We start from the raw sequence: 20,292 nt of genomic DNA on the forward strand, positions 1-20,292 counted from the left end.
CGACGCCGGCGACGACCTGATGCCGGTCGGTATCGATGTCGAACTGCGACGTGGTGCTGCCGTCGACGCGCTGGAAATCGGCGTTGTTGTAGTTCGAATAGCGATATTCGAGCTTGGCATAGGCGCGCGACCCGATCGCCTGTTCGACACCGGCACCCACGCGGTAGCCGTTCAGTTCGAAATTCTCGCGGCTGTCGACGGTGCCGTCGCTGGCCAGCACGTTCAGGCGGGCGTTGGTGTAGCCGCCCTTCACATAGGCGAGCGTGGTCGGCGCGACGACCAGACCGGCACGGGCACCGACATAGAGGTCGCGGCCGGTCGACACGCTGCCGAAGCCGAAGAAGTTCGGGTCGGTGCGCGCGGTTTCGACCTTGCCGGTCGATCCGGTATATTCGCCTTCGACACCGACGAGGAAGTTGCTCAGCGCGAAATCATACCCGGCATCGACGCCATAGAGCAGGCCGTTGACCGTCTGGTTATCGCCGTCGAGGTCGGTATCCTGGGTGCTGCCCGGACGGATGCCGTCATAGCCGGCGAGCGCGCCGACGCGGAAACCGGTGAAAGCCGGGTTCACGTCCTGCGCCATGGCGGGTGCAGCGGAAAGGGCGGTGCCGGCAGCGGCAAGACCAAGGATGAGGGTACGCATCGTCAAAACTCCATAAACACCGTCCATATGGACGCCGGGGTTCAATGGACGCATTCGCCGGGCGTTGCATGAACCTCACCTAAACAGCGAAAACCGTTGCATTCGCGCAACACGGGCTTGAAAGCAGGACCATGACGATCCACCCCCACGCCGCCCGCAAGGGACGCGATTTCATCGCCCGCCACGGCGAGACCGTGTACAATATCGCGCAGCGGATGCAGGGCGATCACCCGCACACCCCGCTGACCCGCGCGGGGTTCGCACAGGCCGATGCGATGGGCGCGGCGCTGCGCGACCTGCTGGGGGTCAAGCCGAAGCTGACGCTCTGGGCGTCGAGCGCGGGGCGGGCACTCCAGACGCTGGCGATCATCGCCGAGCATCTCGAACTCGACTGGCATGCCGCGCGGCGCGACGACCGGCTGGTCGAAATCGGCATGGGCGACTGGTCGGGGCGCTATTATCGCGAACTGACCGGGCCGGATGCCGACTTCCTCGATGTCGAGGCACGGCTGTATCGCCGCCCCGCCCCCGGCGGCGAATGGTATGACGCGATCGCGGCGCGCGTGGGTAGCTGGGCCAGCGATACCGATGACGATCCCGGCGACCGGCTGGTCATCATGCACGGCATGTCGAGCCGGGTGCTGCGCGGCGTCCTGACCGGCGTGCCGGTCGATCCGCGCTTCGCCGCGCCGGTCGCCGACGATCTGCCGCAAGGATCGATCGCGCTGATCGAGGGCGGACGCGAGACGATCGCGCATCGGGGCAGCGGCGGGCCGTCGATGGCGGCACCGGCTTGATCGCGCTGCTGCTGGCGGTGGCGGCACCGCAGGCGATCGGTATCCATCAGCGCTGGGGCGCGTTTCGCGACGAAGCGCCAAGACGCTGCTATGCGATCAGCCGCCCGGTGCGCGGGCGCGGCGGCGCGTCGTTCGCCAGCGTCGGCAACTGGCCCGGTGCGGGCGCGCGGGGGCAGGTCCATGTCCGGTTGAGCCGCGCGCGCAGCGACCGCGCCCGCGTGGTGCTGGCGATCGGCGAGCGGCGGTTCGAGCTGAAGGCCGGGCGGGTCGATGCGTGGAGCCCCGACACCGCCACCGACCGCGCGATCGTCGCGGCGATGCGTGGCGGTCGGTCGATGAGCATCGAGAGCGTCGCCGAAAACGGGGCCCCGTTCGTCGACGTCTATGCGCTGGCGGGTGCGGCGACCGCGATCGATGCGGCGGCGCTGGGGTGTTTGTAGGGTAGCTCGATACGCCATTTCGACAAGCTCAGTGGCTACTCAGGACGAACGGAAAGAGCCGAGTTTGCCCGAGTGGAAATCCCGCCCGAAATCGGCTATATCCTGCCGATGCTGACAGTATCGACGCCCCCCATGCCGATTCCCGGCCATGTCGACCCCGTGCCCGTTCCGCGGCCGCTGGCGCCGCGTCCCGATGGGCGGACCGATCTGGTCGGGCTGTCCAAGCCCGAAATCCGTGCCGCGCTGGAAGGGGCGGGCTTCGATGCCCGGCAGGCGAAGCTGCGCGCCAAGCAGATCTGGCACTGGGTCTATAATCGTGGCGCAACCGAATTTTCGGCGATGACAGACATCGCCAAGGCGCAGCACCCGACGCTGGAAAAGCACTTCGTCATCGGTCGCCCCGATGTGAAGGAAGCGCAGGTGTCGAACGACGGCACGCGCAAATGGCTGCTGACCTCGCCCGACGGGCAGGATTACGAGATGGTGTTCATCCCCGACGCCGATCGGGGGACGCTGTGCGTGTCGAGCCAGGTCGGCTGTACGCTCAACTGCACCTTCTGCCACACCGGCACGATGCGACTGGTGCGCAACCTAACGCCGGGCGAGATCGTCGGACAGGTGATGCTGGCGCGCGATGCGCTGGGCGAATGGCCGAGCCAGCCCGAAGGGCGGATGCTGACCAACATCGTAATGATGGGCATGGGCGAGCCGCTGTATAATTTCGATGCGGTCCGCGATGCGCTGAGCGTCGTGATGGACGGCGACGGGCTGGCGCTCAGCAAGCGGCGGATCACGCTCAGCACGTCGGGCGTGGTGCCGATGATGGCGCGCGCGGGGGCGGAGATCGGCGTGAACCTTGCCGTATCGCTGCACGCGGTGACCAAGGAAGTGCGCGACGAGATCGTGCCGCTCAATCGCAAATACGGCATCGAGGAATTGCTGCAGGCCTGCGCCGACTATCCCGGCGCCAACAATGCCCGGCGCATCACGTTCGAATATGTGATGCTGAAGGACAAGAACGACAGCGACGACGATGCCCGCGAACTGGTGCGGTTGCTGCGCAAATATCAGTTGCCGGCCAAGGTGAACCTGATCCCGTTCAACCCATGGCCGGGCACCGTCTACGAATGTTCGACGCCCGAGCGCATCCGCGCGTTCAGCGACATCGTGTTCGAAGGCGGCATCTCCGCCCCCGTCCGCCGGACCCGCGGGCAGGATATCGGTGCGGCCTGTGGCCAGCTGAAGACGGCGGCGGAAAAGAAGAGCCGCGCCGAACGCGACCGTGAGGCGGCGGACGCAGTGGCGATCGCGAACTGACGTTCGGCAAAAGCCGGCCCGGACAACCGATGTCGTCCGGGTCGCGAAGGATCAGTGGTTTTTCAATGCGGCATGGACCGACTGGACGAAATGGTTGCCCGGACGCGCCTCGCAGTGGGCCACCACTGCCGGGCGGATCGATTCGATACCGCTGACAGTCAGCGTCGGGTGCGGCTTGCCCTTCGGACCATAGTTGGCGGCGTAGCGGATCGCTTCCGGCTTGAAGTTCTCGTCGAGCGCGTTGAAGTCGAGGCAGCTTACGGTTTCAAGATTCTTGCCGCTCTTGATGACGGCGACAGTGCGTTCGGTCCCGGCACGGCCGGGTACCTCGGCGGCTTCGGTGACCCATGGCTTCTTGGCCTGCTGCGCCACGGCGATGCCGCCGGTGGCGAGGGTGGAAGCTGCGACGACTGCCAAAAGAACCTTCTTCATGATGCCATCTCCTTTCCGTATGTGGCTCGCGAAAATCGCACAAATCCGCGGTTTGTTTCCAAACCGGTCCGAAATTACGAAGCTTTCATACAAGGGTATGATGTTTCCTCGTATATGCTGAACGAACGTTCATCTGGCGGGTAGTGGGGGGTCGCGAGCATAGCTGCTCGGTCCAGAAACAGCCTCGACAGCCGGCGGTGCTTGCGCTCTAGCGGCGCGATGATCGATCCCGTTTCCCTTGGTCTCGCCGCCGGTGCCGGCATGGTCGGCGGCGTGATGAACGCGCTGGCCGGTGGCGGCACGTTCGCGACGATGCCGGCGCTGATCGCGCTGGGGCTGCCGGGATCGATCGCCAATGCGACGTCGAACGTGGCGTTACAGCCGGGGGCGATCGCCAGCGCATGGGCGTATCGCCGGGGACTGGGGCCGCTGGGCGGACTACCGATCCGGTTGCTGGCCGCCATCACCTTCGTATCGGGACTGGTCGGCAGCCTGTTGCTGGTATGGACACCCAGCGACCTGTTCGACGTCATCGTGCCGTGGCTGTTGCTGGTCGCGTTCCTTGCCATTGCGCTGGGCAAGCGGGCGGCGGTGTGGCTGCACGACCGGGTCACGATCGGTCCGGCGACGCTGGTCGTCGCGCAGGTGCTGCTCGGCATCTATGGCGGCTATTTCGGCGGCGGGGTCGGCATGATGGTCACCGCGACCTATGGCCTGCTGGCTGGGACCGATCCCAAATCGATGGCGGCGCCGCGCACGTTGATGCTGGCCACCGCCAACAGCGCGGCGGCGATCGTGTTCATCCTGTGCGGCATGGTCGCATGGGCGGCGTGCGTGCCGATGCTGCTGGGCGGGATCTTCGGTGGCTGGCTGGGCGCGAAGCTGGGGGTGAAGCTGACGCCGGGGCAGGTGCGGGCGTGGACCCTGTTGGTGACGTTCAGCGTGACGGTGGTGTTCTTCGTCCGCGCCTATGGCTGAACGTCAGCGCGGCCGGCGCATGTCGAAGCGTTCGCCGGGTTCGAAATAGTCCCCTGCCCCGCCGCCGCGCAGGATCGGGTGCGCGCGTTCGGTGCGATAGATGCCGTCCTCCAGCAGCGCCGGGTCGATATGGACCTGCACCACTTCGCCGAGCACCAGCCACGTATCGATCTCACCGCCCACATGGTCGGTCAGGCGGATGATCTGGGTCGATCGGCATTCGAACTGGACCGGCGATCCGGCGACGCGCGGCGGGGCGACCCGCGTCGAGGGCAGCATATCCAGCCCGGCGAGCGTGAATTCGTCGGCTTCGGTCATTGCCGACGTCGCGTTCATCGCCGCCGCCTGTGCCCGCGTCGCGAGGTTCCAGACGAACTCGCCGGTTGCACGGACATTGGCAAGCGTGTCCTTGGCCCCGGTCGATGCGAAGCCGATGATCGGCGGGTGATAGTTGAAGGCGTTGAAGAAACTGTAGGGCGCAAGATTGCGTTTCGCCTCGGCCGACATGCTGGCGATCCAGCCGATCGGACGCGGCGCGATGATCGCGTTGAACGGATCGTGCGGCAGGCGGTGGCCCTCGGCCGGCGCATAGGAATGGAAATCGGTCATGTCCGCCCCCAACGCACGATCCGCACCGATGGCGCAACCATGCTTCGCAATTGCCGCGATCCGGCCTAGATCAAGGGTATGACGCGTTCGATCTATCGCCACCGGCTGGCCACGCGACTATGGCATTGGGTCAATGCGGTGGCGGTCATCATCCTGATCGGCAGCGGGCTGATGATCCTGAACGCGCATCCCCGGCTGTATTGGGGACGCTATGGTGCGAATTTCGATGCCGCATGGCTGACCTTCGACCGGTTTCCGGGATGGGTGACGATTCCGCAGACGTACAATCTGGCGCTGGCCCGCAACTGGCATTTGAGCTTCGCGCTGGTACTGGGCTTCGGGTTGCTGGCCTATATGATCGTGAGCCTGCTCAATCGGCATTTCCAGCGCGACCTGGCGATCCGGCGGGGCGAATTGTCGCGGCGGCATGTGGCTGCCGATATCCGCGCGCATCTGGCGTTTCGATTCCATGATCCGGAAGCGCCGGGCGATTACAACGTACTTCAGAAACTGAGCTATGTGCTGGTGATCTTCGGCCTGTTGCCGCTGGCGATCGTGACCGGCATCGCGATGTCGCCGGGGCTGAACGCGGCGTTCCCGTGGCTGCTGGAGCTGCTCGGCGGGCGGCAATCGGCGCGGTCGATCCATTTCCTCGCCGCCAGCGGCATCACCCTGTTCGTCATCGTCCATCTGGTGCTGGTGATCCTGGCCGGAGCGGTGAACGAGGTGCGGTCGATGGTCACCGGTCGCTGGCGGGTGCCCGAATGAGCCGGATCTTGTCGCGGCGATCGGCGCTGGTGGTCGGTGCCGGCGGGCTGGTCGCGGCGTGCGACCGGGTGGCGCAGTTGCCCGCCGCCCAAAAGCTGCTCGGCGGGGCGGAGGTCGCGCATCGGGGGCTGCAACGCGCGATCACCGCACGCGACGCGCTGGCGGTCGAATATCGGTCCGATCAGCGTTCGCCGATCTTTCGTGCCAACGGGACCAACAATCCGAACACGCCCGACTATACCGCCCATATCGCCAACCGCTTCGCCGATTGGCGGGTGACGGTCGACGGGCTGGTCGCGCGCCCCTTGTCGCTCCGCCTCGACCAGATCCGGTCGATGCCGTCGCGCCAGCAGATCACGCGGCATGATTGCGTCGAGGGGTGGAGCGCGATCGGCAAATGGACCGGGCCGCGGCTGTCGCGCATCCTCGACCTTGCCGGGCTGCGGCCCGATGCCCGTTATCTGGTGTTCCACTGCGCCGATGCGATCGGCGGGCGGCGCTATTACGAGTCGATCGACCTGATCGACGCGTTTCATCCGCAGACGATATTGGCATGGGCGCTCAACGACCGGTTGCTGGGCGTGCCGAACGGTGCGCCGCTACGGCTGCGGGTCGAGCGGCAACTGGGCTATAAACACGCCAAATATGTCGAGCGGATCGAGGCGGTCGCCTCGCTAACCGGACTTGCCGGCGGCAAGGGTGGGTTCTGGGAGGATGTCGCCGGTTACGACTGGTATGCCGGCATCTGATCGACCCGGGTCCATGCCGCCGCCCGGCCAACCAGCCATGGCACCCGCCCGCCGGCCAGTAACAGCGCGCTGCCCCGGCGATCTTCGGCCAGCGTCCTGAGCAACCCCGCCAGCAGGATCGGACGGCGTAGCGTACGGGCCAGATCGCGCTGATAGCCGATTGCCCCCGCCGCGCCCTGACGCTGCCACGCCGCCACTGCGCGGATCGCGCTGGCGATGGCAATCCCCATGCCTTCGCCGGCGAGCGAAGGGATCACCCCCGCCTGATCGCCCAGCCGATAGACCCCCGTTTCGGTCGCGCGCGCGCGCCAGCCATAGGGGACGTTGGCAACGGCATCGATCACCGGAGTTTCGCCGAGATAGGCCAGCCGTTCGCCCAGCGCCGGACACTCGATCGCCAGCACTCGCAGCAGCGACGGCAGATCGCCCGCCGCGCGCAGCCGCGACCGCCGCAGCGCCATGCACAGATTGGCGCTGCCATCCTCCTGCGCGACCAGCCCGCCATAGCCGCCGGCAAAGGCGTGAAGCTCGATCGCATCGCCGACCAGCCGGGTCAGCGCCGGATGCGGTCCCAGCCGGACGCGCACCCCCATCGCCGGATCGGCACCGGGATCGGCATCGCGCATCGCCCCGCGCAGGTCATGCTTGCCGGTGGCGAGGAACAGCGTCTCGCCGGCGACCGTGCCGCCGTCGCCGGTGTGCAGCGTGCGCCCCTCCGCCGACCGGATCGTCACGCCGCGCTCGACGCCCGCCCCCGCCGCGTGCGCCGCTTCGAGCAGGAACGCGTCGAGCCGTCGCCGTGACAGGCCGATCGCGGGCGCGGGCAAGGGGGATTCGGACCGGCCGCCACCCACGAACAGCACCACCCGGCGCACGACATGGCCATCCGGTTCGACACCGATCTGGCGAAGCGACTCCAGCGTTCGCCACGACAGGAACCCGCCGCACAGCGCATCGGGCGTGCCGCGCGATCGTTCCAGCATGACCGGTGCCGCGCCGTGCCGCGCCAGCAGCAGCGCCGCGACCGCACCGGCCGGGCCGCCGCCCGCGATCAGCGCCGACGTTCGACGCATAGCCGGAACGGAAAATGCCGTCGCACCCGCGCGTCCGCAATCCCTGCTTCGGCAAGGATCGGCGACCACTCGGCCGGTCGATAGGAACGCGCGATCGACAGCGTCCCGTCGGCACGCACGATCGGATGCCAGCGCATCAGCGTCGCCAGCAACGGATAGCCGCGATGGGCGAAGCGATGGCGGTGCAGGTCGTTGACGAACCAGCCGCGCGCCGCCTCCGCTTCCATGAAGCGCAGGAATGCGACGAGATGGCCATGGGTCATGTGATGCGCGACGAGGCTGGAGACGATCACGTCCCAGCCCTGCCCCGCCAGATCGGCATAATCGCCGGTGCGGTAGGTTACGGCCAGATCGGCGGGCGTATCGGCGCGCGCGATGGTTTCGCTGCGCGGATTCAGGTCGATGCCGACCAACTCGGCCTTGACGCCCCTCGCCGCCGCCCAGCGCGCGATGCGGCGCAGCATGTCGCCGTCGCCGTAGCCGACATCGAGCAGTTTCAGCCGGTTGCCACGCCCCGCGATGCCCGACAGGAAGGCGAGCGTCGGTCGCGCCGCCATCGTCACCCGGTTTACCCGTGCCAGATCGCGCAGGACCGCGGCATAGACCGCCGGATCGAGCGCGGGATCGTCCATCGCCTCCTCGGCATCGACGCGGGCGAAGCTCATGCGGCGCTCCGAAAGCCGAACCCTTCGGCGGCGAGCCCGGGACCGAAGGCGAGCGCGATGCCATCGGCGACCGGCGGCCCGGCCAGCAGTTCCGCCAGCACGAACATCAGCGTCGCCGACGACATATTGCCATTCGCGGCCAGCACGTGGCGGGAAGCGTTGAGGGCATCGGGCGACAGCGACAGGCTGCGTTCGACGGCGTCGAGGATCGACCGCCCGCCGGCATGGACCGCCCAGCCATCGACCTGCGCCAGCGACCGACCGCCGGTCGCCGCTGCCGCAAAACCGGGATCGGTGAGTGCGGTGGCGATACGGCCCGGCACCTCACCCGACAGATGCATCGCGAAGCCGGCATCGGTGATGTCCCAGCGGATCAATTCGGCTGAATCGGGCAGCGCGGCGGCAAATGGCGTCTCGATCGCGAAGCCGGTCGGATCGCGGGTCACCAACGCCGCCGCCGCACCGTCGCCGAATTGCAGCATCGCGAGCAACGGTTCGAGGCTGACCGCCGGTTGCAGGTGCAGCGTCGACAGTTCGACGGTGACCACCAGCACGCGTGCATCGGGTTCGGATCGGACGATATGGCGGGCGCTGCGCAGCGCCGCGACGGCAGCGTAACAGCCCATGAACCCGATCAGCAACCGCTCGGTCGCCGGGGGCAGACCGAGCCGAGCGGCAATGATCTGATCGATACCGGGCGCGACGAAACCGGTGCAGCTCGCCACGACGATATGGGTGATTGCCTCTAGCGGATGCTGCGCAGCAAGACGTTCGATCGCCGACAGCGCCAGCGCCGGGGCGGCATCGGCATAGATGCGCATCCGCGCGGCAGTGCCCGGCATTGCATCGGCATAGAAGCCGCCCGTCGCGACCGGCGATCCGCCGTCGCTGCCTACCGGCAGCACCGACCAGCGCCGCCCGATGCCGGCCCGCTCGACCATCCGGTCGAACAGCCGCGCCTCACGCGGCGGCAGCCGCTCGCGCGCCCATTCGATAAAGGCGTGATGGATATCGTGGTTCGGCGTCGCGGTGGCGATCGCGTTGATCCAGGCGACGGGCGCGGCGGTAGAAGTCATTGCATCCCCAACGCGCCAAAGCCGCAAACAGGTACGGGTTCAGTCCTTCCATGCCCACCAAAGCTGGGCGGGCGGCACGTTCCACCATTCCATGTCGTGATCGATCCGCGCGAATTGCCGGTCGAGGAAATCGCGGACACGCGGATTGAACTGATAGACCAGAAACGCCCCGCCGGGCCGCAGCACCGCTTGCGTCGCGGCGGCGATCTCGTCACCAACCCCGGCCGGCAGCGTAGAGAACGGCAGGCCCGACAGCACGTAATCGGCGTGGGGCTGACCATGATCGGCGACGATCCGTTCGACGTCCGCCGCCGATCCATGCACCGCCGAAAACCGCGAATCGAGGATCGTCGCGTTGAGGTAGTCGATGAAATCGGGGTTTGTATCGATGACGATCAACTGCGCGTCGGGCGCGAGCCGTTGCAGGATCGGACGGCAGAAGGTGCCGACGCCGGGACCATATTCGACCACGACCTTGGCGGCCGCCCAGTCGATCGGGCCGAGCATCTTGCGGATCAGGCGGTTCGACGACGGGATGACCGACCCGACCATGACCGGATGCTTCACGAACCCACGCAGGAAAATGCCGGCCGGCGATGGTACGCCGCGCGGCTTCCGTCGGGTCGCGGCGTTGGAAGTCGTCGTCATGGAAATCCTCGAACGGATGGCCGGGCGGCCATGGTCATCGCGTCGTCGCAAAAGCGAAACCAACTTGCAAGCATATCGGTTGCGCGGGCCGTCGCAGGTACGCCGCACGACCCATTGCGGTACGCTGGCGATAACGGGTGTGGGCGGGTCGTCGCGTCACCCCGAACCGGGTCCGGCGTGACGCGCGAACGGCGCTATCCTTTCGGACCGCGCCCCTCGACCATGCCGGGCGTGATGAAGCCCAGCGGCTGGATGGACAGCGCATCCTGCTTCAACTTTGACGACATCGCGCGATATTCCTCCTCCATTTCCGGCGTCACCGACGCCCGCGATTCGCCGAGCGCCGCGTCGAAATGGGCCATCGTCACCGCACGTGTCTCCAGCGACTCCCGCAGCGCGAACAGGCCGGCGCGGCGGACCACGTCTTCCAGATCGGCACCGGTGAACCGTTCGGTCCGGCCGGCGACGACATCCAGATCGACATCGTCGGCCAGCGGCATCTTCTGCGTCTGGATGCCGAGGATGCGCGCGCGCCCCGCCCGGTCGGGTACGCCGACATAGATCAGTTCGTCGAACCGGCCGGGGCGCAGCAACGCGGGATCGACCATGTTCGGCCGGTTGGTCGCACCGATCACGACCACCGATTGCAGTTCCTCCAGCCCGTCCATCTCCGCAAGGATCGTGTTCACGACCCGCTCGGTCACCTGCGGTTCGCCGAGGCCACCGCCGCGTGCGGGCACCAGCGAGTCGAGCTCGTCGATGAAGATGACCGTCGGGGCGACCTGTCGCGCGCGGGCGAACAGGCGCGCGATCTGCTGTTCGCTCTCGCCATACCATTTCGACAGCAGGTCGCTCGACTTGGTGGCGATGAAATTCGCCTCCGCCTCGCGCGCGACCGCCTTCGCCAACAGCGTCTTGCCGGTGCCGGGCGGGCCATAAAGCAGGAAGCCCTTTGCCGGCCGGATGCCGAGGCGGCGGAAGGATTCGGGCGACTTGAGCGGCAGCTCGACGCCTTCCTTCAACCGCACCTGCGCATCGTCGAGACCGCCGACATCGTCCCAACGTACGGTCGGGGCCTGCACCATCACCTCGCGCATCGCGCTGGGCTGCACGCGCTTCAGCGCCTCGACGAAATCGTCACGGGTGACCGACAGGCTGTCGAGCACGTCCTGCGGGATCGTGCCCGCGGACAGGTCGATGCGCGGCATGATCCGCCGCACCGAATCGATCGCCGCCTCGCGGGTCAGTGCCGCCAGATCGGCGCCGACGAAGCCATAGGTGGTGCGCGACAGCTCGCCCAGATCGACATGTTCGTCGAGCGGCATGCCGCGGGTGTGGATGCCCAGAATCTCGCGCCGCCCGCGTTCGTCGGGCACCCCGACCACGATCTCGCGGTCGAACCGGCCCGGCCGGCGCAGCGCTTCGTCGATCGCCTCGGGCCGGTTGGTCGCGGCGATGACGACGATGTTGGCGCGCGATTCGAGCCCGTCCATCAGCGTCAGCAACTGCGCGACCAGCCGCTTTTCGGCCTCGCCCGACACCTGCCCGCGTTTCGGCGCAATCGAATCGATCTCATCGATGAACACGATCGACGGCGATGCCTTGGTCGCTTCCTCGAACACCTCGCGCAGCCGCTTTTCCGACTCGCCATAGGCCGACCCCATGATTTCGGGACCGTTGATCAGGAAGAATTCGGCGTCGGATTCGTTGGCGACGGCGCGCGCGAGCCGCGTCTTGCCGGTGCCGGGCGGCCCGTGCAGCAACACGCCCTTGGGCGGATCGACGCCCAAGCGCTGGAACAATTCGGGATAGCGCAGCGGCAGTTCGACCATCTCGCGCAATTGGTCGATGGTCTGCCCCATGCCGCCGATATCGTCATAGGTGACGTCGGCCCGGCGCGTTTCCCGCGGCGTCTCATATTCCGACCGCAGCTCGATCTCGGTCGATTCGTCGATATGCACCACGCCCTTGGGCGTCGCCGAGACGACGAGGAGGCGGATTTCCTGCAACGAAAAGGCGGGCGCGTTCACATAGCGGCGGACATTGGGCGACAGATTGTCGACGCGCTGATGACCAGTAGTGGCGACGATATCGCCCTGACACAGCGGCCGCCCGAAAAAGGTGCGCTTGAGCGCGTTCGACGAACCCTGCAGCCGCAAATTCTGCTGTGCGGGTGCGAAGACGACGCGGGTGGCCGGGCGTGATTCGGCCTTCCGGACCTCGACCTGATCGCCCGACCCGACGCCGGCATTGGCGCGCTGCAACCCGTCGATGCGAACGATGTCGAGGCCTTCATCCTCGGGATAGGGGGCGATGGCGCGCGCGGGCGTCGTCTTCTTGCCGACGATCTCGACCACGTCGCCCTCGTTGATGCCGAGCAATGCCATGACCGATCGCGGGAGATGGGCGATGCCGCGCCCGCTATCCTCGGGCCGCGCATTCGCTACCTGCAACCGCCGCCCGCCTGTTTCGCTGTCCGCCATCTATTCCTGCCATGCTCAACGCAACCGAACGGCGGATATGGGCGGTGCGCCGCCGGCAACAAGACGAAAAAAAGGCCGGTCACAAAGGACCGGCCGGAAAGTTTTTAGGAGAGGATGCCTGAAAGGCCTGCTCTGATTGCAGCGCGGCGTATTTTTGTGCAAGTGCGAACGAAGCAATCGATATTGCAGTTTCTGCAACACGCCTCCGGTCGGCAGTTGCCATACGGACAATCGCGGTGCAGCCTGTATCGCACCGCAACGAAGTTAGGGTATCGGATGCGTCGCCTTCCGCCATTGACCGCCATCGAAGCCTTCGTGCACGTCGCGCGCCTCGGCTCGGTCAAACTTGCCGCCGACGAACTGGCGCTGTCGTCGCCCGCGCTCAGCCGCCGGGTGCAGGCGCTCGAACGCTTCATCGGCAAACCGCTGTTCGAACGACGGCATCAGGCATTGCGCCTGAACGACGATGGCGAACGGTTGCTGACGCTGTTGTCGGGCGCGCTCGACACGCTGTCCGATGCGGTCGAACAAATGTCCGGCGCGGTCGAGGTGCTGCGGCTGCGGCTGGGCGTCCTGCCGCTGTTCGCGATCCAGCGGCTGATGCCGCGCATGGGCGACCTGCACGACCAGCATCCCGAACTGCATCTCGATTTCGATACCGCGCATCATGGGCTGGGACGGCTGGGCGAAGGGATCGACGTCGCGATCGTGCTGGACCATGCGATCGACCCGGCGCTCTATGCCCGGCGACTCGACCGGAACCGCGTCTATGCCATCGCCGGACGGGCGTTGATCGACCGGTCGCCGATCACCGATCCCGCGCAACTGGCGCAGCATACCGCGCTGATTCACCGCGACATGCCCGATACCTTTTCCGACTGGATGCACGCCGCCGGCCTGCCCGACCTCGAACCCGCCGCGATCGACCGGTTCGATTCGGGTACGCTGATGCTGGAAGCGGCGGCGCAGGGTCTGGGCGTCGCCTTCATGCTGGAATCGCATTTCGAGACGGCCCGCGACGACCGGCTGGTGCCGCTGTTCGATCGGGCGGTCAATTCGACCTACAGCCACTGGTTCGTGTGCCGCCCGCGCATGTTGCAGCAGCGGCCGGTGAAGCTGTTTCACGACTGGCTGGTCAAGGCGCTGGGCGCGCCGGCGGAGTAGGGGCGGGAGCGCCTTCGCCGCTCCGTCCGTCATTCCGGCGAAAGCCGGAATCCATTGTGTCGGATGGTCTCGATCGATCGCTGCCGCCCCCCATCCATGGATTCCGGCCTGCGCCGGAATGACGGAGGAGGGATATGCCAAGCTCCCGTCGCCACCCCCGCGAACGCTGGGTCCATAAACGCTGACCTCGGCGATCGAACCGAACCGCCAGCGGCAATGGGTTCCCGCCTGCGCGGGAATGACGAAGGGATTTACGGCAAAGGCGTCATTCCGGCGAAGGCCGGAATCCATTGTGTCGGACGCTATCGAACGATCGCTGCCGTCCCCCATCCGTGGATTCCGGCCTGCGCCGGAATGACGGACGGGGGCAAACCGCTTACGCCTCGCTGCGCGCGGTCACGATCTTGCCCGGGTTGCGGGGCGGTTCGCCCTTGGGCAGCGCGTCGACGGCGTCCATGCCGCTCTCGACCACGCCCCACACGGTGTACTGACGGTCGAGGAAGGTCGCATCGTCGAGGCAGATGAAGAACTGGCTGTTGGCCGAGTTCGGGTCCTGCGTTCGCGCCATCGAGCAAACGCCGCGCACATGCGGTTCGGCGTTGAATTCCTGCTTGAGGTTCGGTTCCTTCGACCCGCCGGTGCCGTCGCCGCGACCGCCGTCGCCGCCCTGCGCCATGAAGCCGTCGATCACGCGGTGGAACACCACGCCGTCATAAAATCCCGAGTCGGCAAGCTTGACGATGCGTTCGACATGGTTCGGCGCCAGATCGGGGCGCAGCTTGATCCGCACTTCGCCCGTGTCGAGCGTCATCACGAGCGTGCTGGGGGTATCGGCCATTGAAAGCTCCTTGAAAGTCGCGCCTAGCTAGGGTGCCGGAGGGGCACTGGCAACCGCATAGGGTTTGCACGGCGGTGCAGCATGGCTACAGCGGCCGGACGCACGTGGCAGGAGGGTTGCACCCATGACCGAACTCGACCTTCCCGAAACGACCAGCGAACTGGACGAGGACGACCGGCTGAAGCCCGAATTCGTCCGCGCGGTTTGCGAAGCGGTCGACCGCGGCGATGACGAAGCGGCGCGCGAGCTGGTCGAGCCGCTCCACCCCGCCGATCTGGCCGACCTGTTCGAACTGGTGCCGGGCGAACAGCGCGCGGCACTGGCGGCGGCGATCGCCGAGCGGCTGAACGGCGACGTGCTCGCCGAGATGAACGACTGGGTGCGCGACGCGGTCATCGACGCGCTGACCACGACGCAGGTCGCCGATCTCGCCGCACAGCTCGACACCGACGACGCGGTCGCGATCATCGAGGATCTCGACGACGCCGACCAGCGCGCGGTGCTGCGCGCGCTCGACCCCGACGATCGCGCCGCGATCGAGGAGGCGCTGTCCTACCCCGAGGAATCCGCCGGCCGGTTGATGCAGCGCGAACTGGTCGCGGTGCCCGAACACTGGACCGTCGGCGACGCGCTCGACTATCTGCGCGCCGACGAGGTGCTGACCACCGATTTCTGGGAAATCTTCGTGGTCGATCCGGCGCACAAACCGATCGGCACCTGCCAGTTATCGTGGATTCTCCGGACGCCGCGCGACGTTGCGATCGGCGACGTGATGGCGCGCGAACAGACGCTGATCCCGGTCGACATGGACCAGGAAGAAGTCGCGCTCCGTTTCCAGAAATATGCGCTGATCTCCGCGGCGGTGGTCGATGGCAGCGGGCGGCTGGTCGGCATGATTACGGTCGACGACGTCGTCCACATCATCCAGGCCGAGGCGGGCGAGGACGCACTGCTGCTGTCGGGTGCCGGCGAAGGCGACATCAACGAACCGATCCGTGATTCGTACAAGGCGCGCGTACGGTGGCTCATCACCAATCTGATCACCGCGCTGTTGCCCGCGACGATCATCGGCGCATTCGGCGCGACGATCGACCGGATGGTGACGCTGGCCGCGCTGATGCCGATCGTCGCGGGTCTGGGCGGCAATGCGGGGACGCAGACCATGGCGGTCACCGTCCGCGCGCTGGCTACCAATCAGCTGACCCAGTCGAACACGCTGCGCGCGATCCGGCGCGAGATGGTGATCGCGCTGATGAACGGCCTGACCGTCGCCGCGCTGATCGGAACCGGCGTGACGCTCTGGTTCGGCAACCCGCAACTGGGGGCAGTGATTGGCACGGCGATGCTGCTGAACGTCGTCATCGCCGGCTTTGCGGGGGTGTTCGTGCCGCTGACACTCGACCGGTTCAATGCCGACCCGGCGGTCGCGTCATCGATCTTCGTGACGATGACCACTGATTCGATGGGGTTTCTGGTGTTTCTTGGCCTTGCGACGGTCAGCGGACTGACGGCTTGAGGCGCGCGACTGCGCTTCCCATGTGGGTCGCGTGCCGCTGCATCTCACCAAAGTCGCCTTCGCCATCGAATCGGTCGAACAACTCGCCGAACGGCTGGCCGTGCGCCATGCCGAGGGCGGGGCGCTGACCACCCGCTATCTGCCGAAACGCGCTGCCGAGATCGCGGGCGGGTCGCTGTTCTGGATCCTGAAGCACCGGCTGGTCGCGCGTTCGCCGATCCTTGGCTTCGGTGAGGCGGAGGGCGGGCGGGTTGCGATCCATCTGGGACCAAAGCTGGTGCTGGTCGAGGCGCGACCCAAGCGCGCGCATCAGGGGTGGCGCTATCTGGAGGAGGCTGACGCGCCCGCCGATCTTGGTGGCACGGGGACGGGCGCGGATGAACTGCCGCCGCGTCTCATTGGCGAGTTGATGGCGTTGGGGTTGCTGTAGGCAGTAAGGTGGTTTTCACGCGAAGGCACGAAGACGCGAAGAGGTTTCGCTCGCTGCCACCTGATCGCGTAGCGATCTCCTGTCGGCTGCGCTTCCACCGATTTGAGGGTTCCGCTGACGCGGAATGGCGGGAAGCCGCAACCTCCTCCGCGTCTCCGCGCCTTCGCGTGAAACCGAATCTTCTTCTAGCCGACCAGCCCCGGATACGCCGCCCGTGCCGCCGCGACCTTCGGCTTGTCCCAGCGCATGATATAGGGATGCGACGGATTCCGGCGTGCGAAATCCTGATGACCGGCTTCGGCGGGATAGAAGGCACCCGTCTCGACCTTCGTCGCCATCGGCTTGGGGAAGGCCTTTGCCCGGGTCAGTTGCACGATATAGCGGCGCGCCACCGCCGCCTGCTCCGGGGTCTGCGGAAAGACCGCCGAGCGATAGCTGGGGCCGCGATCGGGATACTGGCCGTCGACCTGCGTCGGATCGTGCGCGACCGAGAAATACAGGCGCAGCAACGTACCATAGCTGACGATGCGTGGGTCGTAGGTGATGCGGATCGCCTCGGCATGGCCGGTGCGTTCGGTCGATACCTGATCGTAGGTCGCGGTGGCACGGGTGCCGCCAGCATAGCCGCTGACGACCGATCGCACGCCCTTCACGCGTTCGAACACCGCCTCCATGCCCCAGAAACAGCCACCTGCCAGCACGGCGGTGGCAAGGCCGGGTCTGGCCGGCACATCGCTGGCGATGGCGGGAACCGGGACCGCGCGTTCGGCGGTGGCGGGCTGGATCGTCAGCGCAGCGGCAAGGCCGATAGCGGCGATCGACAGGGGTAGCAGGGGCTTCATGGTCGGTTCCTTGACGCGGACCGACCCAAGATGGGGCGCGGGCGTGCGCCCCGCCAGATCAACCGATGCGTTCGACGACCGCCGGTGCGGAACGGACCGACTTCGCATCGCTCGGATCGGCGATCTGCACCGCGAACAGCGCGACGGCGCCCAAGGCGAAGCCGCTGACGAAATGGCGAAGGAATCCGGTGCGCTTGGCTGTCATCTGTCTCATCCTCTTGCCCGGCCGCACACCCGGATGGTGCGCGACAGCGGGTCGATCGCCATGGCGGCGGACGACCCGTTCTTCAGCGGCAAGATATAGTTGGGGGCGGTGAACCGATGCTGGCGCATCCGTTCATCTCCTGCACAGCCTCAACCATGTTGCGTGTGCGAAATCAAGTCGATGACGGGGTGCATTTCGGAAACGCTGCGTTGCGCGACCAGCGTTTCGGTGCGGTTGCGCTGCTTGACGACATACATGTCGCGGTCGGCAGCGACGATCAGGTCGGCGATATGGTCGAGCGTCCCGATCGCGGTACCGATGCTGAGCGCGACGGGCAGGTCGGGCGGCGCGATCCCCGTCATCGCATGGGCATAGCGGACGGCGATGGCGGCGGCGGTGGCATCGGCCCCCGCCTGATCGGCGTCGGGCAGGACGCAGACGAATTCGTCGCCGCCCCAGCGGAATACCCGCCCCCCTTTGGGCAAGGCCGCCGACGTCGCGCGGACCAGCGCGACCAGCGCCGCATCGCCCACCGCATGGCCGCAGCGATCGTTCAACGGCTTGAAATGGTCGAGGTCGATCATCAGCACCGCTCCCCCGCCCCGCCATCGCGCCAGCCGCCGGTCGAACCCGGCGCGGTTATAGGCATTGGTCAGCGGATCGCGTTCGAGCAGCGCCGAAAGCGCCTGGTGCCCGCGCTCGGCATCCATCGTCAGCAGCGACACGCCGCGAAACATGATGAACGAGATCGGCAGCACGGTCAGCCACGCCCCCAGCCCGTGCTTCATCCCCGTCAGGCTGGTGCCGATATCGCCGTGATAGGCCGACCATGATCGCGCGACGAACAGCGGCACGGTCGGTGCGAACAGCGCGACGACGATCCATGCGGTATGCAGCGATTCGCGTCGCGCCAGCCGGATCGCGGTCAGCACGATGGCGAGGTCGAACAGCGCGCGCAGGCTGCTGAGATACCCGACCCGGAACCCGAGTTCCTCGATCCGGACCGAGAAGAACAGCGGAGTCGCCGCGACCAGCGCCGCCGCGAGGATCAGGCGGTTGCTGCCGTCCGGATAGGCGAAGGTGCGCAGGCCGATGAAGATCGCGGCATAGGCGACCACTGCCAGCGGGTTGCCCAGCCAGACGATATAGTCGCCACCACCCATATCGCGGAACACCGCGCCGGCCGCGGTGACACCGAGCAGGATATGGCCGAACCCCCACCATGCGGCCCAGTTGTCGAATCGCCCGGTCGCCCACGGAACGACATGGATGATGCCGGCAACGATCGATGCCAGCGCTACCATGACGTACATTGTGGAAAGATCGAGCAAGCCGTCCTCACTATCGCAACCAAAGTCGCGATAGATCAAAAAGGCCTAATAGTCTCTTTCTACTCGGTGGTTACTTCAGCGCGGCGCACGCGGTACGGATACGCGCACAAGCCTCGCGCAGCAATGCATCCGACGTCGCATAGCTGATCCGCATCGCCGGCGAGAGGCCGAACGCCGCGCCCTGCACCGCCGCGACCTTCGCATCCTCCAGCAGATAACCGACGAAATCCTCGTCGGTGGCGATCCGCCGGCCCGCGGGCGTCGACGTGCCGATCAGCCCCGACAGGTCGGGATAGACGTAGAAGGCACCCTCCGGCATCGGACAGGTCACGCCGTCGATCGCGTTCAGTTCGGCGACGACCATGTCCCGACGACGCTGGAACGCGGCATTGCGCTCGGCAAGGAACGACTGATCGCCGTTCAGCGCGGCGACGGCCGCCGCCTGCGCGATCGAACACGGATTGGAGGTCGACTGCGACTGCAGCTTGGCGATCGCCTTGATCAGCCATGCCGCGCCGCCGGCATAGCCGATCCGCCAGCCGGTCATCGCATAGGCTTTCGAACAGCCGTTCACGGTCAGCGTGCGATCGTACAGCGTCGGGTTCACCTCCGCGATCGTCGCAAATTCGAAGCCCGGATAGACGATATGCTCGTACATATCGTCGGCGAAGATCCAGACGTGCGGATGCCGCTCCAGCACCTTGCCCAGTTCGCGCAGTTCGGCGCGGGTATAGCCGGCCCCGGTCGGGTTGGACGGCGAATTCAGGATCACCCACTTGGTGCGTTCGGTGATCGCGGCGTCGAGCTGTTCGGGCGTGATCTTGTACTGCTGGTCGGCCCCGGCGGCGATGAACACCGGCGTGCCGCCCGCGAACTGGACGACGTCGGGATAGCTGACCCAATAGGGGGCCGGCACGATCACTTCATCGCCGGCGTCGACCGTCGCGACCAGCGCGTTGAACAACGTGTGCTTGCCGCCGACATTCACGCTCACCTGATTCGCGGCATAGGTCAGGCCGTTGTCGCGCTTGAACTTCGCGATGATCGCGTCCTTCAGCTCGGCGGTGCCGTCGACATTGGTGTATTTCGTCTTGCCGGCGCGAATCGCCTCGATCGCGGCGTCCTTGACGAAATCGGGTGTGTCGAAATCGGGTTCGCCCGCGCCCAGCCCGATGACGTCGACGCCCTGCCGCTTCAGTTCGAGCACCTTCGACGTGATGGCGAGGGTCGGCGACGGATTGATGCGGTCGAGCGCGGCGGAGGGCTTCATGGGACGTCCGATGCT

The 20,292-nt window shown here is 66.7% G+C and carries 24 protein-coding genes; 9 read left to right on the forward strand and 15 right to left on the reverse strand.

The window, feature by feature from the left end; genetic code table 11:
- Positions 1-646 (reverse strand): outer membrane protein (locus ASE91_RS01095; protein ID WP_056622266.1); only part of this gene is annotated, 646 nt, incomplete at its 3' end.
- 131 nt (positions 647-777) lie between these two features.
- On the opposite strand from ASE91_RS01095, the gene ASE91_RS01100 reads away from it, so the two are divergent.
- The 3 genes from ASE91_RS01100 (at position 778) to rlmN (ending at position 3,200) form a co-directional block, all read left to right on the forward strand.
- Complete coding sequence (locus ASE91_RS01100; protein WP_056621940.1) at positions 778-1,443, forward strand: histidine phosphatase family protein; 666 nt, start codon at positions 778-780, stop codon at positions 1,441-1,443.
- Positions 1,440-1,883, forward strand: a complete 444-nt coding sequence (locus ASE91_RS01105; protein WP_056621941.1) for a hypothetical protein — start codon at positions 1,440-1,442, stop codon at positions 1,881-1,883. The genes ASE91_RS01100 and ASE91_RS01105 overlap by 4 nt, the downstream gene beginning before the upstream one ends.
- 132 nt (positions 1,884-2,015) lie before the next feature.
- On the forward strand, positions 2,016-3,200 hold the full coding sequence (gene rlmN, locus ASE91_RS01110) for a 23S rRNA (adenine(2503)-C(2))-methyltransferase RlmN (protein WP_156357609.1): 1,185 nt from the start codon (positions 2,016-2,018) through the stop codon (positions 3,198-3,200).
- A 51-nt stretch (positions 3,201-3,251) separates the two neighbouring features.
- On the opposite strand, the gene ASE91_RS01115 is transcribed toward rlmN, so the two are convergent.
- Positions 3,252-3,632 (reverse strand): HdeA/HdeB family chaperone, encoded by a 381-nt coding sequence (locus tag ASE91_RS01115; RefSeq protein WP_055998966.1) that lies wholly within the window; start codon positions 3,630-3,632, stop codon positions 3,252-3,254.
- Positions 3,633-3,851: 219 nt separating this feature from the next.
- Here ASE91_RS01115 and ASE91_RS01120 point away from each other — a divergent pair, with 219 nt between their 5' ends.
- Entirely contained in the window at positions 3,852-4,610 is a 759-nt protein-coding gene (locus ASE91_RS01120) for a sulfite exporter TauE/SafE family protein (RefSeq protein ID WP_056621943.1), read from the forward strand.
- 3 nt (positions 4,611-4,613) lie between these two features.
- Here the strand turns inward: ASE91_RS01120 and ASE91_RS01125 are convergent, their stop codons facing one another.
- Positions 4,614-5,219 (reverse strand): flavin reductase family protein, encoded by a 606-nt coding sequence (locus tag ASE91_RS01125; protein ID WP_056621945.1) that lies wholly within the window; start codon positions 5,217-5,219, stop codon positions 4,614-4,616.
- A 78-nt stretch (positions 5,220-5,297) separates the two neighbouring features.
- Here ASE91_RS01125 and ASE91_RS01130 point away from each other — a divergent pair, with 78 nt between their 5' ends.
- Positions 5,298-5,987: a cytochrome b/b6 domain-containing protein gene (locus ASE91_RS01130; protein ID WP_056621946.1), complete on the forward strand. Its 690-nt coding sequence runs from the start codon at positions 5,298-5,300 to the stop codon at positions 5,985-5,987.
- A complete protein-coding gene (locus ASE91_RS01135; RefSeq protein WP_056621947.1) occupies positions 5,984-6,736 on the forward strand; it encodes a molybdopterin-dependent oxidoreductase in 753 nt (250 codons plus the stop codon). The genes ASE91_RS01130 and ASE91_RS01135 overlap by 4 nt, the downstream gene beginning before the upstream one ends.
- Here the strand turns inward: ASE91_RS01135 and ASE91_RS01140 are convergent.
- The 6 genes from ASE91_RS01140 to ASE91_RS20325 all read right to left on the reverse strand — a co-directional run bounded on the left by ASE91_RS01140 (position 6,712) and on the right by ASE91_RS20325 (position 12,904).
- Positions 6,712-7,809 (reverse strand): NAD(P)/FAD-dependent oxidoreductase, encoded by a 1,098-nt coding sequence (locus tag ASE91_RS01140; RefSeq protein WP_056621949.1) that lies wholly within the window; start codon positions 7,807-7,809, stop codon positions 6,712-6,714. The genes ASE91_RS01135 and ASE91_RS01140 overlap by 25 nt on opposite strands.
- Positions 7,788-8,474, reverse strand: a complete 687-nt coding sequence (locus tag ASE91_RS01145; protein WP_056621950.1) for a methyltransferase domain-containing protein — start codon at positions 8,472-8,474, stop codon at positions 7,788-7,790. Before ASE91_RS01145 ends, ASE91_RS01140 begins: the two co-directional genes overlap by 22 nt.
- Positions 8,471-9,550: a type III polyketide synthase gene (locus ASE91_RS01150; protein WP_056621952.1), complete on the reverse strand. Its 1,080-nt coding sequence runs from the start codon at positions 9,548-9,550 to the stop codon at positions 8,471-8,473. Before ASE91_RS01150 ends, ASE91_RS01145 begins: the two co-directional genes overlap by 4 nt.
- Positions 9,551-9,589: 39 nt before the next feature.
- Positions 9,590-10,198 carry a class I SAM-dependent methyltransferase gene (locus ASE91_RS01155; RefSeq protein WP_055998944.1) on the reverse strand — a complete coding sequence of 203 codons (609 nt, stop codon included), beginning with the start codon at positions 10,196-10,198 and terminating at the stop codon, positions 9,590-9,592.
- A 194-nt stretch (positions 10,199-10,392) separates the two neighbouring features.
- Positions 10,393-12,681: a CDC48 family AAA ATPase gene (locus ASE91_RS01165; RefSeq protein ID WP_056621954.1), complete on the reverse strand. Its 2,289-nt coding sequence runs from the start codon at positions 12,679-12,681 to the stop codon at positions 10,393-10,395.
- A 79-nt stretch (positions 12,682-12,760) separates the two neighbouring features.
- The gene (locus ASE91_RS20325; protein WP_156361512.1) at positions 12,761-12,904 is read right to left on the reverse strand and encodes a hypothetical protein; all 144 of its coding nucleotides are present in this window, start codon (positions 12,902-12,904) and stop codon (positions 12,761-12,763) included.
- A gap of 53 nt (positions 12,905-12,957) precedes the next feature.
- Between ASE91_RS20325 and ASE91_RS01170 the strand changes: the two genes are divergently transcribed.
- Positions 12,958-13,845 carry a LysR substrate-binding domain-containing protein gene (locus ASE91_RS01170; protein ID WP_055998935.1) on the forward strand — a complete coding sequence of 296 codons (888 nt, stop codon included), beginning with the start codon at positions 12,958-12,960 and terminating at the stop codon, positions 13,843-13,845.
- Between the two features lie 376 nt (positions 13,846-14,221).
- Here the strand turns inward: ASE91_RS01170 and ASE91_RS01175 are convergent, their stop codons facing one another.
- A complete protein-coding gene (locus ASE91_RS01175) occupies positions 14,222-14,683 on the reverse strand; it encodes a peptidylprolyl isomerase (protein ID WP_055998934.1) in 462 nt (153 codons plus the stop codon).
- Between the two features lie 124 nt (positions 14,684-14,807).
- Between ASE91_RS01175 and mgtE the strand changes: the two genes are divergently transcribed.
- Both mgtE and ASE91_RS01185 read left to right on the forward strand, forming a co-directional pair.
- On the forward strand, positions 14,808-16,199 hold the full coding sequence (gene mgtE, locus ASE91_RS01180) for a magnesium transporter (protein ID WP_056621956.1): 1,392 nt from the start codon (positions 14,808-14,810) through the stop codon (positions 16,197-16,199).
- Positions 16,200-16,230: 31 nt separating this feature from the next.
- Positions 16,231-16,629, forward strand: coding sequence for a DUF1489 family protein (locus tag ASE91_RS01185; RefSeq protein WP_056622270.1), 399 nt, complete (start codon positions 16,231-16,233; stop codon positions 16,627-16,629).
- A 185-nt stretch (positions 16,630-16,814) separates the two neighbouring features.
- Here ASE91_RS01185 and msrA read toward each other — a convergent pair whose 3' ends face one another.
- From msrA to ASE91_RS01200, 5 genes are all read right to left on the reverse strand, one after another.
- Positions 16,815-17,471: a peptide-methionine (S)-S-oxide reductase MsrA gene (gene msrA / locus ASE91_RS01190; protein ID WP_056621957.1), complete on the reverse strand. Its 657-nt coding sequence runs from the start codon at positions 17,469-17,471 to the stop codon at positions 16,815-16,817.
- 58 nt (positions 17,472-17,529) lie between these two features.
- Entirely contained in the window at positions 17,530-17,676 is a 147-nt protein-coding gene (locus tag ASE91_RS19095) for a hypothetical protein (RefSeq protein WP_156357599.1), read from the reverse strand.
- Between the two features lie 5 nt (positions 17,677-17,681).
- On the reverse strand, positions 17,682-17,804 hold the full coding sequence (locus tag ASE91_RS20820; RefSeq protein ID WP_268795931.1) for a hypothetical protein: 123 nt from the start codon (positions 17,802-17,804) through the stop codon (positions 17,682-17,684).
- 21 nt (positions 17,805-17,825) lie between these two features.
- Positions 17,826-18,989 carry a GGDEF domain-containing protein gene (locus ASE91_RS01195; RefSeq protein ID WP_056621959.1) on the reverse strand — a complete coding sequence of 388 codons (1,164 nt, stop codon included), beginning with the start codon at positions 18,987-18,989 and terminating at the stop codon, positions 17,826-17,828.
- A gap of 88 nt (positions 18,990-19,077) precedes the next feature.
- Positions 19,078-20,277, reverse strand: a complete 1,200-nt coding sequence (locus ASE91_RS01200) for a pyridoxal phosphate-dependent aminotransferase (protein ID WP_056621961.1) — start codon at positions 20,275-20,277, stop codon at positions 19,078-19,080.
- Positions 20,278-20,292: the final 15 nt, after the last annotated feature.

The sequence above is a fragment of the Sphingomonas sp. Leaf62 genome, assembly GCF_001421915.1.
Lineage (GTDB): Bacteria > Pseudomonadota > Alphaproteobacteria > Sphingomonadales > Sphingomonadaceae > Sphingomonas.

Excerpts from the sequence above, each read along its gene's own strand:
- ASE91_RS01100 (WP_056621940.1), top strand. The coding sequence starts at position 778 with ATGACGATCCACCCCCACGCCGCCCGCAAGGGACGCGATTTCATCGCC.
- rlmN (WP_156357609.1), top strand. The coding sequence starts at position 2,016 with ATGCCGATTCCCGGCCATGTCGACCCCGTGCCCGTTCCGCGGCCGCTG.
- ASE91_RS01115 (WP_055998966.1), bottom strand. The coding sequence starts at position 3,632 with ATGAAGAAGGTTCTTTTGGCAGTCGTCGCAGCTTCCACCCTCGCCACC.
- ASE91_RS01120 (WP_056621943.1), top strand. The coding sequence starts at position 3,852 with ATGATCGATCCCGTTTCCCTTGGTCTCGCCGCCGGTGCCGGCATGGTC.
- ASE91_RS01125 (WP_056621945.1), bottom strand. The coding sequence starts at position 5,219 with ATGACCGATTTCCATTCCTATGCGCCGGCCGAGGGCCACCGCCTGCCG.
- ASE91_RS01130 (WP_056621946.1), top strand. The coding sequence starts at position 5,298 with ATGACGCGTTCGATCTATCGCCACCGGCTGGCCACGCGACTATGGCAT.
- ASE91_RS01135 (WP_056621947.1), top strand. The coding sequence starts at position 5,984 with ATGAGCCGGATCTTGTCGCGGCGATCGGCGCTGGTGGTCGGTGCCGGC.
- ASE91_RS01140 (WP_056621949.1), bottom strand. The coding sequence starts at position 7,809 with ATGCGTCGAACGTCGGCGCTGATCGCGGGCGGCGGCCCGGCCGGTGCG.
- ASE91_RS01145 (WP_056621950.1), bottom strand. The coding sequence starts at position 8,474 with ATGAGCTTCGCCCGCGTCGATGCCGAGGAGGCGATGGACGATCCCGCG.
- ASE91_RS01150 (WP_056621952.1), bottom strand. The coding sequence starts at position 9,550 with ATGACTTCTACCGCCGCGCCCGTCGCCTGGATCAACGCGATCGCCACC.
- ASE91_RS01155 (WP_055998944.1), bottom strand. The coding sequence starts at position 10,198 with ATGACGACGACTTCCAACGCCGCGACCCGACGGAAGCCGCGCGGCGTA.
- ASE91_RS01165 (WP_056621954.1), bottom strand. The coding sequence starts at position 12,681 with ATGGCGGACAGCGAAACAGGCGGGCGGCGGTTGCAGGTAGCGAATGCG.
- ASE91_RS20325 (WP_156361512.1), bottom strand. The coding sequence starts at position 12,904 with ATGGCAACTGCCGACCGGAGGCGTGTTGCAGAAACTGCAATATCGATT.
- ASE91_RS01170 (WP_055998935.1), top strand. The coding sequence starts at position 12,958 with ATGCGTCGCCTTCCGCCATTGACCGCCATCGAAGCCTTCGTGCACGTC.
- ASE91_RS01175 (WP_055998934.1), bottom strand. The coding sequence starts at position 14,683 with ATGGCCGATACCCCCAGCACGCTCGTGATGACGCTCGACACGGGCGAA.
- mgtE (WP_056621956.1), top strand. The coding sequence starts at position 14,808 with ATGACCGAACTCGACCTTCCCGAAACGACCAGCGAACTGGACGAGGAC.
- msrA (WP_056621957.1), bottom strand. The coding sequence starts at position 17,471 with ATGAAGCCCCTGCTACCCCTGTCGATCGCCGCTATCGGCCTTGCCGCT.
- ASE91_RS19095 (WP_156357599.1), bottom strand. The coding sequence starts at position 17,676 with ATGACAGCCAAGCGCACCGGATTCCTTCGCCATTTCGTCAGCGGCTTC.
- ASE91_RS20820 (WP_268795931.1), bottom strand. The coding sequence starts at position 17,804 with ATGCGCCAGCATCGGTTCACCGCCCCCAACTATATCTTGCCGCTGAAG.
- ASE91_RS01195 (WP_056621959.1), bottom strand. The coding sequence starts at position 18,989 with ATGTACGTCATGGTAGCGCTGGCATCGATCGTTGCCGGCATCATCCAT.
- ASE91_RS01200 (WP_056621961.1), bottom strand. The coding sequence starts at position 20,277 with ATGAAGCCCTCCGCCGCGCTCGACCGCATCAATCCGTCGCCGACCCTC.